The sequence below is a fragment of the Acinetobacter sp. PW68 genome (assembly GCF_020982655.1).
GTDB lineage: Bacteria > Pseudomonadota > Gammaproteobacteria > Pseudomonadales > Moraxellaceae > Acinetobacter > Acinetobacter towneri_A.
This window is the reverse complement of record NZ_JAHZSX010000001.1, coordinates 790,046-803,459: the sequence shown is the minus strand read 5'-3', so window position 1 is coordinate 803,459 and position 13,414 is coordinate 790,046. Positions and strand designations below refer to the sequence as shown.

Genomic DNA, 13,414 nt, shown 5'->3' with positions numbered 1-13,414 from the left:
AATGATGTTATAAACATCGATATATGGAGTATTTTATGGCACGTAGACCAAGAAGAAATCATTCAAATGACTTTAAAGCTAAGGTAGCGCTTGCTGCGATTAAAGCAGAAAAAACACTTGCTGAATTGAGTGCTGAATTTGATGTTCATCAAAACCAAATTATCGACTGGAAAAATCAATTGCTTTCAGCTTCCTCGCAAGCCTTCGATCAATCAAAAGCTCCAGCAGAACCGCCCATTGATCTAAAGAAACTACATGCAAAAATCGGTGAGCAGGCATTAGAAATTGATTTTTTAGAAGGTGTGTTGAAGAAACTGGGCCGCTTCAACCACAAAAGTTAATCGACGACTCACTTCAGATTTCAGTATCTAAGCAAGCTAAGCTACTGAAAGTCTCCCGTGGTTGTTATTACTATCGCCCAAAACCTGTGAGTGCATCAGATCTGAAGCTGATGCGCTGTATTGATGAATTACATATGCAATACCCTTTTGCAGGTAGCCGTATGATGCGTGATTTATTGAACCGTCAAGGACATCATATAGGACGACGTCATACACGTACTTTAATGAAGAAAATGGGCATTAATGCGTTATATCGTAAACCAAATCTAAGTCAGGCCAATCAAGCTCACCGTAAATATCCATATCTGCTCAAAGGATTGAATATTCAACGGAGTAATCAAGTGTGGGCAACGGATATAACGTATATCCCTATGGCAAAAGGCTTTGTCTACTTATGTGCTGTGATTGATTGGCACAGCCGTAAGGTGCTTGCCCATAGCGTATCGATTAGTATGGAGGTTGCATTTTGTATAGAAACATTAAATGAAGCTATTGAAAAATATGGCCGACCTGAAATCTTTAATACAGACCAAGGCAGTCAATTTACCAGTGATGCATTTATTGAAGTGTTAAAATCAAATGACATCCAAATCAGCATGGATGGTAAAGGTCGTTGGGTTGATAATGTGATGATTGAACGATTATGGCGGAGCGTTAAATACGAGGAGGTTTATCTCAAAGCCTACAGCAATGTTTTTGATGCGAAAAAGCAATTAAATGCCTATTTTGAATTTTATAATTTGAAACGACCTCATTCGAGTCTGGACAAAATGACTCCAGATGAGTTTTACTATGACCAGCTACCACAACAAAATAAGGTAGCTTAACTAGAGCAGAATATCACTTATAAATAAGCTTTTAGTTGTTCAAACAAGTGGGACCATCTCTGTATCCTCATTCATCAGTACAATTTATTTCCCGCCGTTCTCTTTGTATCTAATCAGGAATAAATCAATTCACCTTATCCGTATCACTTTATTATTTATTGTTGATCTTCATTGACTTAACCAATAAAAAAGCCCTGCAAACGGGCAGGGCTAAATTGTTATGGATAACTCTATTATTCAGGCAATGGAATAAATTGTTTATCGGCATTTTGAACTTTGCGCTCACCAACTACGACTTGCAAATCTAAGGCTTCTTCACCACGTTCCACTGAAACAGTCACCGTCGTATGCGGTGCTTGTGCAGCAACATAATTAATTAAATGCGAGGTTGAAGTAATCGCTTCATTATTCACTTTTAAAATTTTATCGCCACGTTTTAAACCAGCCTCTGCTGCAGGGCCGCCGGGTAGTACATCGGCCACCACTACACCGCCTTGTGTAGGTTCTAAAATATTGTCTTGTTGCACAGGCAATAAACTAATGCCTAACCAGCCACGAACCACACGTCCATCTTTTAAAATCGAGTTTAAAACCTGTTGACAGACTTTCGCAGGAATTGCAAAGCCAATGCCCAATGAACCACCCGATTGCGAGAAAATTGCGGTATTTACCCCAATCAAATTTCCTGCAACATCAATCAATGCACCGCCTGAGTTACCTGGGTTAATTGCTGCATCGGTTTGAATGAAATCTTCATAGGTATTAATGCCCAAGTCAGAACGTCCTGTCGCAGAAATAATACCTTGCGTCACGGTTTGTCCCACACCAAATGGGTTACCAATCGCAAGCACGACATCGCCCACCTCATTGCCACTGAGTTTAAATGGCAATACAGGCAGTTTTTCTAGGTCAATTTTAATTACCGCCAAGTCTGTGTCTGGGTCAGTTCCAACGACTTTTGCAACTGCACGGCGTCCATCATGCAAAGCCACCACAATTTGCTCAGCCTGCGCAATCACGTGATTATTTGTTAAAATATAACCATCTGGACGAACAATTACCCCAGAACCCAAACTATTTTCATTTGGGCCTTGCTTAAATTGATCTGGCAACTGGTTACCAAAAAATTCACGAAACGCAGGATCATTCAGTAATGGATGATCCAATTGTTTAACTTTTTGTGTGGTAAAAATATTCACCACCGCAGGCGCTGCCACTTTAACCGCAGCACTATACGACACCACCCCACCCGTGCGTGTTGTATCAATTAATGGTTCAACTTTTTCGGCAGGCATTTTGACCCCATCGGCAGCTACAGGCGCTTTCGGTTTTTGCAGCTGTTGCCAAGTCACAAAGCCAATAATGACTAGAATGAGTAACACCCAAGGTAACCAGGTAAAGGTCCGGCGCACGTTTTATACCTCTAAATAAATTTTTTTGATGATTAAGTCATTGAATGAGCTATTGTAAAACGAAATACAAATAGAAACATAAAAAAGCCCAAGAGTTTTGTCTTGCTTTAGTTACAATACAAAATATGTTTCGATATTCGCTAAATATGTGCAATTTGAGAGAGTTATGGCGCAATTAAAAGAAATTATTCAATGGTGTGATCAAACTTTAAATACACATGAATTTAAAGATTACGCGCCAAACGGTTTACAAATCGAAGGCAGGTCTGACGTTCAAAAAATTCTTTGTGCAGTAACCGCCTCTCAAGAAGCTATCGAGGCCGCTATTGCGCAAAATGCAGACTTATTGTTGGTGCATCATGGCTATTTTTGGAAAGGCGAACCTTACCCAATTACAGGCATGCGCGGTAAACGCATCAAAAGTTTAATCCAACATGATATTTCTTTGGTCGGTTATCACTTACCGCTCGATTCACATCCAAGTCTAGGCAATAACGCAGCCATTGCTGAATGTTTAGCGTTAGAAAATTTGCAAGCCTTAGATCCTAGTGAACGTCATCCTATTGGCAATATTGGTTTTTTAAAGCAAGCCATGAGTGCAAGCGAATTTCGTGATTATCTTACAGCACGTTTAGGCTTTAATACCATTCATCTTCCTGCCGATAAAAGTCAAATTCAAAAAATAGGTTTTTGTACTGGTGCAGCACAAGATTTTATTGGCAAAGCGGCTGAACAAGGTTGTGATGCCTTTATTTCGGGCGAAGTCAGTGAACGCACTTATTATGAAGCCAAAGAGTTAGGTGTGCATTATTATGCCTGCGGACATCATGCGACTGAGCGCTATGGTGTACAACGACTCGCAAAAGCTATTTCAGAACAGTTTAATATTGAGTATAGTTATTTTGAATTAAATAACCCAATTTAATACACTGTTTCACCTAACATTTCACTCAAATGACAGCTGTGTCTAACATCGTCTTTAGATGTATACATTCGAGTCTAATTCTGTATGGTTATTTAAACCTAATGCGCAATTTATCTCGAAATCTATTACAATAGAGCCACTTAATGTTAAAACCCAGCAAAATGCAAGGAATTGAAAACATGACAACCATTACTTTACCAGCTTTACCATACGGTTACGAAGATCTTGCTCCACACATCAGCAAAGAAACTTTAGAATACCACCACGACAAACACCACAACACTTATGTTGTGAACTTAAATAACTTGATCGCGGGTACAGAGCTTGAAGGTAAAACTTTAGACGAAATTATCAAAGCAACTGCAGGTGATACAGCTAAAGCTGGCGTATTCAATAACGCAGCTCAAGTTTGGAACCACACGTTCTACTGGAACTGTATGGCGAAAAACGGTGGCGGTAAAGCAACTGGTGCTTTGGCTGCTAAAATTGATGAAGCTTTCGGTTCTTACGAAAAATTCGCTGAAGAATTTGCTGCTGCAGCAACCACTCAATTCGGTTCAGGTTGGGCTTGGTTAGTGGCTGACGAAGTGAATGGCAAACTTTCTATTATGAAAACTTCAAATGCTGACACACCAATGGCACACGGCAAAGTTGCAGTATTAACAATTGACGTTTGGGAACACGCTTACTACATCGACTTCCGTAACGCACGTCCTGCTTACATCAAAACTTTCTTAGAAAGCCTGGTAAACTGGGATTACGCAAATGCGAAATACGCAGGTCAAGAAGCTGGTGTAGAAAAATAATTTCTATTTTTTATGTAGAAAAACTGCTCGTTATGGGCAGTTTTTTTATTTTTGCAAATGAAATGAATATTTATAACGCAAACAATCCATTTCTAATGATGAACATGTTGACGACTTAAACTTTCATCCCTAAAATGCCCCACAGATTCTCCAATAGCTCAGTCGGTAGAGCGACGGACTGTTAATCCGCAGGTCCCTGGTTCGAGCCCAGGTTGGAGAGCCAATCTATTCTCCCATAGCTCAGTCGGTAGAGCGACGGACTGTTAATCCGCAGGTCCCTGGTTCGAGCCCAGGTGGGAGAGCCAAGATTTTAAAAATCCCACGCAGCATGACGTGGGATTTTTTTGCAATTTTTATCGTTTTTATAGTGAATAAGATGTTCTAATCGAATTGAACATCCCCAACTCTCCCCATAAATTAAAATTAAAAAACATGCGATCAAGATCGAGCAGCTCCTCTTGTGATGCCTCTATTTTTTCGCTACCTTAAGTGCATCAACAACAATAAAACTTGAAAGCCCATGCAAGCGCCTTGGTTAAAATCCCTGATTTTTTGGACAATTCTGGTTGTGGTGATTTTTTCAATTTTTCAATGCACACAAAAATCTGAAAGCAATAAAACTGCTGCTGCGCTCATGTATGAACGTCTATATCAATGCAGTCGAGATCTGAAAGTACAGCAACAAGCAACATTAAGACAAATTCAAAACCAAGTGAAAGCAGACCTGGCCCAGCAAGAGATGCTGGAATTAATTAATTTATGTCGCAAAACTAACCATCTACAAACACGCGAAGATTATATAAAAGCGATTCGGTCACTTTAAAGTCCTATAAAACTGGCTAGGCGCTTATTTTTAAAGCAATTAATCTGCTTTTTAACGCTTTTTTTCAATTCCAGCTTGACCAAAAACATATACCCACATAGAATGCGTGTCAGATTCTCCCATAGCTCAGTCGGTAGAGCGACGGACTGTTAATCCGCAGGTCCCTGGTTCGAGCCCAGGTGGGAGAGCCAAAATTCTTAAAAAAACCCACGCAGCATGACGTGGGTTTTTTTTATTCCTGCTGTTTATTTGGGTCTAACGGCACCGCATCATCTATGTTTGAATCCAGTCAATCGACTTTCTTGCTTATTGGCAGCTTGGCGAGCCTTGCCCTGTTTATCTTAATTTTTAAGCCATTATTTTTTCCAAAGAAAAGTTTTTATCCCAAACCGATTATGACGGCTTTTGAACGCAGAATGTTTATGCGTTTAAAACAGGCTTTTCCTGAGCATCACATCTTGGCGCAAGTGGCATTTAGCGCATTAATTACGAACAGCCACTATAAAATTCGTGCCCTGTTTAATCGTAAAGTGACTGATTTTGTAATCTTAAATGCGGACATGCAAGTCATTGCAATTATAGAGTTAGATGATCGCAGTCTTTTCCTAATTGACCAAAGTTGTCAAATTGATTCTTTATAGATTTTTCATTGACATAGTACATTTTTTAACCTTTATTTATTTGACAATCGTCATGGATGGAACATTCTGTGAAAGTTAAATACCTTAAGGATTATGATCACTCAGACACTTTAGATATTGCTAGCCGTTACTGGCTAAAACAAGAAGAACAGAAGCTTAATAAGCTTACTGCACTAGTAGCCCTCTATTGCGCGTATATCGAATGTTTGAAGGGTACATCGAGTCAACACTCAATATTCAATTTAACATCGTCTGCTGCACTGGAGGATCATGTAGAGTGCTTTATAGGATTTATCTACACTGAAATAGATACAAGTAATTACAACAAATACCACTATAGCTATGAAGTTCAGTTAGTATTCAATAATCTAGCTTTATTTCTAAATAAAAGGAAAACTACAATTTTCCTTTCATTTAATACAATAAGTGAAGACGTAGAACATTGTATATTTCTATATAAAAATACTGAAAAAAATATAGAAAAAATTGAATATTATCAAGGTTGGAGCATTTGCAGCAATGATAAGAAAATTATGAATCTAAATATCAGTATTATTTACGATGCATATGGAAAAGAGTTCACACATAAATTACATCAAATAATGATAACTTATGGAAAAAAAATAATATCAACCACATTGTCAAAAAAAATTGGATATCTAGTTAGCTTATTTAGAATTTTAGTTCTAGTTTATCCAAATATTAAAAACTTATAGAGGGCAATGGTAATCCCCCCTAAAAATAATAGGATCTAAAAGTAGAATTTTCTCTTAAGATACGAGCAGGAGATTCTGCATGAAAACATCTAAATTTACTGACAGTCAGATCATGTCCATCTTGAAACAGGCAGAATCTGGCACACCTGTAGCGACCCTTTGCCGTGAACACGGCATGAGTAATGCTACCTTTTATAAATGGCGTGCCAAATATGGTGGTATGGATACATCATTAATGGCTCGACTGAAAGAGCTAGAAGCCGAAAATACCAGACTTAAAAAGATGTATGCGGAAGAGCGATTAAAGGCCGAAATCATCCAGGAAGCGATGGCAATGAGTAGCACTGCTACGCAAGGGTAAAGCCATCTTGCCGGCGTAAGATGGCACAACAGGCAGTTGCCCAGCATGCCATTAGTATTCGTTTGGCTTGTAAAGCATTTGGCATTAGTGAAACCTGCTACCGCTATCAAGCCAAACTCAGCTATGACAATGCACTCATTGCTGAACAGCTCATTGAACTCACTGAGGAAAATTCCGATTGGGGCTTTGGTTTGTGCTTCTCGTATTTACGGCATGTTGAGAGTTGCTGCTGGAATCACAAGCGGGTTTACCGCATTTACTGTGAGTTGGCACTGAATCTGCGTATTAAACCGAGAAGAAGACTAAAACGGCATGCGCCTGAACCATTGAAAGAACCAATCCGAGAAAATCAGGTTTGGTCATTAGATTTTATGCATGATCAGCTTTCCGATGGTCGCAAGTTTCGATTATTGAATGTGATTGATGATTACCGCCGCGAAGGCCTAGCCATTGAAGCAGGGTTCTCATTGCACACAATCAGGGTTATTCGTACGTTGAATCAATTGCTGGAGTGGAGAGAAAAACCGTTAGTGATCCGATGCGATAATGGTCCCGAATTTATCAGTCACGAATTTGTGCGCTGGGCTACTGAGCACGGTATTCGTATTGAATATATTCAACCGGGTAAGCCACAGCAGAATGCGTATATTGAACGCTATAATCGGACCATACGTTATAGTTGGCTGAGCAAGCATTTATTTGATACTTTGGATGAAGTACAAGATTATGCAACAAACTGGTTGTGGCATTACAACCATGAAAGACCACATCAAGCTAACAAAGGAAAGCCACCTCTAATGGCTGCTTAACCTCTACTTTTAACTTCGGTTATTTATGGGAGGATTACCGCGTAAACTGCATATTGGTATAGATGCTAAAACCCTGCAAATAAAAAAAGTTCAGCTTACAACCAACAACGTGAGTGATTCGCAAGTCCTTGGATATTTACTTAATCAAATGCCGTTGGGTGAGCAAATAGATTCCGTCTATACAGACGGAGCATATGATATGAAACAATGCCGCCAGGTCATTGCGGAGCGGCCGCATGCATTGGTTCCACCTAGAAAAAGATGAAGATTAGGAAAAATAAAAAATTTCATTCTCAGGAGCGAAATGAATTACTTCGAATAATTAAAAGTCTAGGCAGAACATTATAGAAAAAATGATCAGGCTATCATCATCGGATCTTGGTGGAAACCAAGATGTATTGCAATAAATTAACAGCAATAAGTTTTCCTAGTCAGGTAAATATGATTCATGCACGTGTGGCAGTGTTAAATAGACTTAAGGAATTAGGTCGTCCACACACCCAAGTTGTCACTTAAATTTAGATAACTTGGGGAAAATTTAGCTTTTGAGTATATGTGCCACAAAGCCTATCAAAATTAAGACTTTAATGAGTGAAATTTATTCATTAAATTTGCTCTCTTTTCTACTATGTAATTTCATATGAAATTGACTGTTTTTATTTGACAACTAAATTTATGAAATTAGGAAAACTTCACATATTGGCAAAGAACAAGAAGATGCAGAACGGGACGAAATGTTTCACGAGGCGGGTTATCGCGTTGTCCGATACACCGAAATTCCGAGTATCAGACAATTGCAATCAGATCTGAGCTGAAATCATCAACTTGATATTAAGGTGTAGCTTCTGAAGCGGCTTGTATCTGACTAGCCTGCTTCGCTTGTTGTTCTGCAGCTTCACGCGCTTCAATACGCGCAATAATTTCTGCCTGTTGTTGTTTATATTTTTCCTGATTTTTAGCATCACTATTAACTGCTAAAAATGCCATGCTAACCAAGAAAATAGGAATCAACAAACCTAAGCTTGCCAAGAAAATCATCTTTTTTAGGCTTGGCTTTTTTGCAGCTGCTTGCTGTTCAGACTGTGACATCATCTTTTCCTAATTCTAACTTCAAAATGACGCTCAATATATCAGAATAATGCTGATAGTGCTTTGTACATCAGGTATGTACGTTCTAATGCTCAGTTTATTTTTTAACAGAAAAAATTGATCAGCCATCTAATAAAAAAGCACCCGCCGCACAATACCATCAGATGCTTTACTCAGTTTTTTATCGCACAAAAATATTTACATTAAAGCCAATACAATTCCTACAAAAATAATCAGCCCCACCCAACGGTTATGACGAAATGCCCAAAAACAGCGTAGCGGGTCTTTATCTTTGGTTTTACGCCATTGATATATAAAGTCTGCCACCACCACCAACAACGCTGCCAAACCAAATGGAATCAGTATATTTTCCAACCACAATGCCGTACCAATTAAAAGTACACTGCCTGCTTGCAACAATGAAATAATTTGAATGTCGTAGCGACCAAATAAAATTGCGGTAGATTTCACTCCAATTTTTAAATCATATTCACGGTCTGTAATTGCGTATTGAGTGTCATACGCCACAGTCCATGCTAAATTGCCAAAATACAATAACCAGCAAGTGAGATCAGGCGTTGCGCCAACAGCGGTATAAGCCATGGGGATAGACCATGAAAATGCCGCTCCTAAGAACACTTGCGGCAAATGAGTGTAGCGTTTCATAAACGGATAAATAAACGCTAAAAACAATGCCCCAAAAGACCAATAAAACGTTTCAATCGGTAAGAACAACAACATGGCTGCGCTAAGTGCAACCAAACCCAAGAATACATAAATGGCTTCTTTGGCACTAATCACACCCGTGGCTAAAGGACGTGTTTTGGTACGTTCTACATGACCATCTACCTTACGGTCAGCAAAGTCATTAATAGCACAACCTGCGGCGCGCATAAAAATTGTGCCTAGAATCATAGGGATTAATATCCCGATAGATGGCATGCCCTGATTGGCAATCCATAAAGCCCACATCGTTGGCCAAAACACCAGTTCTGTGCCAATTGGTTTATCGAAACGACACAAATAATAATATGCTTCTAAACGCTCACGCCACGTGATCTGCTGTGCCAATGCCATACCAATCTCGTATCTTAATATTGTTGAATAAATTGCTCAAAACGAGGTAAAAAAGTTTCTTGCACAATAAATTTACAGCCATGCCAAGTATAGCAACTCTGCCGTGTCCAGCCTTCATCGAGCAAAACCACACGTCTTTGACATAGAGGATTGGTGCGCTGAAACAAAAACCAGCCAATCGGTTTATTGCCAATGTGCCGAAATAAACGGGCTTTGCTTTGTAAACTTAAAATCGGAAAAATACTTTTGGCTTTGACCCATGGCTGTTCATCACAGCCATATAAATAGCTTTCACGCACCCATGAGGTGTGCCAATGTGGCATTTGCATCCACTGGGCATCTTGTAAATTTAAACGCTGAAAAGATTGTTGCAGCGGTTCAACTTTAAATTGTCCGCCTGCGAGCTGAGTCAGTTGTTGGGTCAAAGAACCTGCTGCGTATAGCCATGTTTTTAATTCAGAAGGCAGATTTGCCTGCTTGGGAAAAATAGGCTGTGTTCGCATGTTCCGCCACCTTAACAAGATAGCCTAGTGTAGCCCAAATTTAGGCAAAGTTTTGTGACCGAGGGCGCAATTCTCTGCAATTATCCACAATAAATTAAGCGATTTGTTATATTTTGATAAAATCCATGCCAACTTAAAACCATGATTGAGCAATCTAAAACAAAAAACCCGCCGAAGCGGGTTTTTCAAATTTGAAATTTTCGAGTATTACAAGCTGTAGTACATATCAAATTCAACTGGGTGAGTAGTCGTGTTCAAACGACGTACATCTTCAGTTTTCAATTCAATATAAGCATCAAGCATGTCTTTGGTGAATACACCACCTTTTAATAAATAGTCGTGATCTTCTTTCAAAGCATCAAGCGCCATTTCTAGGTTGTGTGCCACAGTTGGGATTTTTGCTTCTTCTTCAGGCGGAAGGTCATACAAGTTCTTGTCTGCTGCTTCACCTGGGTGAATCTTGTTTTGAATACCGTCAAGACCCGCCATCAACAAAGCTGCGAAACCTAGGTACGGGTTCATCATTGGATCAGGGAAACGTGCTTCAATACGTTTGCCTTTCGGGCTAGAAACATAAGGAATACGAATAGATGCAGAACGGTTACGCGCAGAGTAAGCCAACATAATTGGCGCTTCAAAGTGCGGTACTAAACGCTTGTACGAGTTTGTAGATGGATTCGTGATCGCATTCAATGAACGGGCATGCTTGATGATACCGCCAATGAAGTACAGTGCCATTTCAGACAGACCTGCGTATTCATCACCCGCGAACAGGTTTTTGCCATCTTTAGAGATGGACATGTGTACGTGCATACCTGAACCGTTATCGCCTACCATTGGTTTAGGCATAAACGTCGCAGTTTTCGCGTATTGGTGCGCAACGTTCCAAACCGCATATTTGAACTGTTGTACTTCGTCAGCTTTACGAACCATGGTGTTGAAGCTCACACCAATTTCTAACTGGCAAGATGCAACTTCGTGGTGATGTACTTCTACACGACCTGGGCCCATGATCTCTTCGATTTTTGCACACATATCTGCACGCATATCATGGTGAGAATCAACTGGAGGAACCGGGAAGTAACCGCCTTTCACTCGTGGACGGTGGCCAGAGTTACCAGACTCGTAGTCTTTACCTGTAGACCAAGCCGCTTCTTCAGCGATTAATGTATGACGTGCGCCAGACATGTCGATGTCCCATTTCACTTCGTCAAATACGAAGAATTCTGGTTCTGGACCAAAGAATGCAGTATCACCAATACCTGTAGATTTTAGGTATTCTTCTGCACGGCGAGCGATAGAACGTGGGTCACGGTCATAACCTTGACCAGTTGAAGGTTCAATGACATCACAAGTCACAACAACTGTAGGCTCGGCGAAGAACGGGTCGATGAAACCTGTTTCAGCATCTGGGCGTAAAATCATGTCTGACGCTTCAATACCTTTCCAGCCAGAGATTGAAGAACCATCGAACATTTTACCGTCTTCAAATGTATCTTCATCAATAGTGTCTGCTGGGTAAGTCACGTGTTGCTCTTTACCTTTAGTGTCTGTAAAACGGAAGTCTACCCATTTTGCGCCACTTTCTTGGATGAGTTGAAGGACCTTGTTCGCCATGCTCAATTTGCTCCGATGTTTTTTTGTTGCACTTACGAAGTGCGTGTTAGTAGTTGGCAGTTATTAAGCAATTAGCGTACCAACTTTTAAAAGCAAAGATAAAACTATGAATTCCGCATGAGAATACATCATTTTAAAAATTACTTTATCGTTATTATACTGTCAGAAATACGATTTGCACCATATTCAAACATTGTTGATGTGATTAGATTTAAAACTGCAAAATATGGCACCATTTTAGTGCATTAATGTTTTATTTCTGTTGAATTTTAGATCAGAATTAGCTAAACCATATCTAGGCAGACATTTTGTTGCGCCATGCTTGCATTAAGCAAGACAAACTATCCAATAATATTAAACAACACTTTATTTTTTAATGAGCAAAAATAATTAAATCGCTTTACAATTTCTAAATCTGCATTCTTTTTGAGCAAATAGATTGAAAGGACACATTACTGCAAATTTGTTTTTCTTACAAAACGCTGCAATCAAACCACCGATTTGAGTCGCAATAGCATGCGGCAGGATGCTACTTTTAGCGCATTTTTTATGCTGTCTTAAGTGTGAAGCTAAAATATAACTGCTGAATAACTCAGTTTGAACCAATGATCATTTCTTTCAGAGCGAACCTGAATAATGCATCACAAGCTTTGAAGTGGCGAATTCGCTAATAAGCTTTAACAGCGATTATCATATAAATAGTCCGCAGAAAATGCTTATTTTTTGCTATGATGATAAGTGCTTCCTTATTCCATCTTCTTTTCGACAAGAAAAACAAAGCCCTTTCTCATTTATAGGCGTAGGAATAAAGCACATTATCTCAGACTCTTTAACACTTAGAGTGTTTAATTTTCAATAGGTTAGCTCATGCTTTTGATGATCGACAACTATGACTCTTTTACCTATAACATCGTCCAGTATTTTGGCGAGTTAAATCAGGAAGTAAAAGTCGTTCGTAATGATGCCGTGACATTAGAAGACATTGAGCGATGGCAACCCAAGTATTTGGTGATTGGTCCAGGTCCATGTTCTCCCTCTGAAGCAGGTATTTCAATTCCTGCCATTCAGCATTTTGCAGGCAAAATTCCATTACTGGGCGTGTGCTTAGGCCACCAAAGTATTGGACAAGCTTTTGGTGGGAACATTGTGCGCGCTAAAACTGTCATGCATGGTCGTTTATCGGATATGTATCACAGCAATACAGGTATTTTTAGCAACCTGCCTTCACCATTTTCTGCAACCCGTTACCACTCTTTAGTGATTGATCAGGCGACTTTGCCTGATTGTTTAGAGGTCACTTGCTGGACTAACGAAGCAGATGGCTCGATGGAAGAAATCATGGGTGTTAAACATAAGACTTTGCCTGTAGAAGGCGTGCAATTTCACCCTGAATCGATCCTGAGCCAACACGGCCATCAAATTTTTAAAAACTTTTTGGACATTTACGCCTAATGAACGAGTCAAATA

The 13,414-nt window shown here is 39.6% G+C and carries 11 protein-coding genes, 3 tRNA genes and 4 pseudogenes; 13 read left to right on the top strand and 5 right to left on the bottom strand.

All coding sequences use genetic code 11. The annotated features are described in order from the left end of the window. Window positions 1-35 precede the first annotated feature (35 nt). Window positions 36-1,168 (top strand): IS3 family transposase gene (locus tag K1T76_RS03780; protein WP_223287772.1). Its coding sequence is split into 2 segments (ribosomal slippage): window positions 36-288 and window positions 288-1,168, totalling 1,134 coding nucleotides; the frame shifts between segments, so codons are not numbered across the junction. 233 nt (window positions 1,169-1,401) lie between these two features. On the opposite strand, the gene K1T76_RS03775 is transcribed toward K1T76_RS03780, so the two are convergent. After that, window positions 1,402-2,580 (bottom strand): S1C family serine protease, encoded by a 1,179-nt coding sequence (locus K1T76_RS03775; protein ID WP_230244112.1) that lies wholly within the window; start codon window positions 2,578-2,580, stop codon window positions 1,402-1,404. A gap of 166 nt (window positions 2,581-2,746) precedes the next feature. Between K1T76_RS03775 and K1T76_RS03770 the strand changes: the two genes are divergently transcribed. From K1T76_RS03770 to K1T76_RS15020, 11 genes and pseudogenes are all read left to right on the top strand, one after another. Beyond that, on the top strand, window positions 2,747-3,505 hold the full coding sequence (locus K1T76_RS03770) for a Nif3-like dinuclear metal center hexameric protein (RefSeq protein WP_230244111.1): 759 nt from the start codon (window positions 2,747-2,749) through the stop codon (window positions 3,503-3,505). A gap of 179 nt (window positions 3,506-3,684) precedes the next feature. Continuing rightward, a complete protein-coding gene (locus K1T76_RS03765; protein ID WP_230244110.1) occupies window positions 3,685-4,311 on the top strand; it encodes a superoxide dismutase in 627 nt (208 codons plus the stop codon). Between the two features lie 147 nt (window positions 4,312-4,458). Beyond that, a tRNA-Asn gene (locus K1T76_RS03760) sits at window positions 4,459-4,534 on the top strand. A gap of 6 nt (window positions 4,535-4,540) precedes the next feature. Next, a tRNA-Asn gene (locus tag K1T76_RS03755) sits at window positions 4,541-4,616 on the top strand. A gap of 215 nt (window positions 4,617-4,831) precedes the next feature. After that, window positions 4,832-5,134, top strand: a complete 303-nt coding sequence (locus K1T76_RS03750; RefSeq protein ID WP_230244109.1) for a hypothetical protein — start codon at window positions 4,832-4,834, stop codon at window positions 5,132-5,134. Window positions 5,135-5,249: 115 nt separating this feature from the next. Beyond that, window positions 5,250-5,325, top strand: a tRNA-Asn gene (locus tag K1T76_RS03745). Between the two features lie 84 nt (window positions 5,326-5,409). After that, window positions 5,410-5,733: pseudogene (locus tag K1T76_RS03740) on the top strand (DUF2726 domain-containing protein); the annotation flags it as partial. Window positions 5,734-5,843: 110 nt separating this feature from the next. After that, window positions 5,844-6,491, top strand: a complete 648-nt coding sequence (locus K1T76_RS03735) for a hypothetical protein (RefSeq protein WP_230244107.1) — start codon at window positions 5,844-5,846, stop codon at window positions 6,489-6,491. A 79-nt stretch (window positions 6,492-6,570) separates the two neighbouring features. Further along, window positions 6,571-7,661: pseudogene (locus K1T76_RS03730) on the top strand (IS3 family transposase). Window positions 7,662-7,701: 40 nt separating this feature from the next. Beyond that, window positions 7,702-8,177 (top strand): annotated as a pseudogene (locus K1T76_RS03725) (transposase); the annotation flags it as partial. A gap of 170 nt (window positions 8,178-8,347) precedes the next feature. Continuing rightward, a pseudogene (locus tag K1T76_RS15020) lies at window positions 8,348-8,476 on the top strand (DUF2726 domain-containing protein); the annotation flags it as partial. A 16-nt stretch (window positions 8,477-8,492) separates the two neighbouring features. On the opposite strand, the gene K1T76_RS03720 reads toward K1T76_RS15020, so the two are convergent. The 4 genes from K1T76_RS03720 to glnA form a co-directional block, all read right to left on the bottom strand. Further along, window positions 8,493-8,750, bottom strand: coding sequence for a hypothetical protein (locus K1T76_RS03720; RefSeq protein WP_230244106.1), 258 nt, complete (start codon window positions 8,748-8,750; stop codon window positions 8,493-8,495). A 198-nt stretch (window positions 8,751-8,948) separates the two neighbouring features. Beyond that, window positions 8,949-9,827 carry a 4-hydroxybenzoate octaprenyltransferase gene (ubiA, locus tag K1T76_RS03715; RefSeq protein WP_230244105.1) on the bottom strand — a complete coding sequence of 293 codons (879 nt, stop codon included), beginning with the start codon at window positions 9,825-9,827 and terminating at the stop codon, window positions 8,949-8,951. Window positions 9,828-9,841: 14 nt separating this feature from the next. Further along, on the bottom strand, window positions 9,842-10,330 hold the full coding sequence (locus tag K1T76_RS03710; RefSeq protein ID WP_230244104.1) for a chorismate--pyruvate lyase family protein: 489 nt from the start codon (window positions 10,328-10,330) through the stop codon (window positions 9,842-9,844). A gap of 207 nt (window positions 10,331-10,537) precedes the next feature. Beyond that, window positions 10,538-11,953, bottom strand: coding sequence for a type I glutamate--ammonia ligase (gene glnA, locus K1T76_RS03705; RefSeq protein WP_171257426.1), 1,416 nt, complete (start codon window positions 11,951-11,953; stop codon window positions 10,538-10,540). Between the two features lie 861 nt (window positions 11,954-12,814). Here glnA and K1T76_RS03700 point away from each other — a divergent pair. Continuing rightward, complete coding sequence (locus K1T76_RS03700; RefSeq protein ID WP_168417738.1) at window positions 12,815-13,399, top strand: anthranilate synthase component II; 585 nt, start codon at window positions 12,815-12,817, stop codon at window positions 13,397-13,399. Window positions 13,400-13,414 lie beyond the last annotated feature (15 nt).

What these genes read in the sequence shown, in the direction of transcription:
- K1T76_RS03770 (WP_230244111.1), top strand. Translation starts at nt 2,747, where the DNA reads ATGGCGCAATTAAAAGAAATTATTCAATGGTGTGATCAAACTTTAAAT.
- K1T76_RS03765 (WP_230244110.1), top strand. Translation starts at nt 3,685, where the DNA reads ATGACAACCATTACTTTACCAGCTTTACCATACGGTTACGAAGATCTT.
- K1T76_RS03750 (WP_230244109.1), top strand. Translation starts at nt 4,832, where the DNA reads ATGCAAGCGCCTTGGTTAAAATCCCTGATTTTTTGGACAATTCTGGTT.
- K1T76_RS03720 (WP_230244106.1), bottom strand. Translation starts at nt 8,750, where the DNA reads ATGTCACAGTCTGAACAGCAAGCAGCTGCAAAAAAGCCAAGCCTAAAA.
- ubiA (WP_230244105.1), bottom strand. Translation starts at nt 9,827, where the DNA reads ATGGCATTGGCACAGCAGATCACGTGGCGTGAGCGTTTAGAAGCATAT.
- K1T76_RS03710 (WP_230244104.1), bottom strand. Translation starts at nt 10,330, where the DNA reads ATGCGAACACAGCCTATTTTTCCCAAGCAGGCAAATCTGCCTTCTGAA.
- K1T76_RS03700 (WP_168417738.1), top strand. Translation starts at nt 12,815, where the DNA reads ATGCTTTTGATGATCGACAACTATGACTCTTTTACCTATAACATCGTC.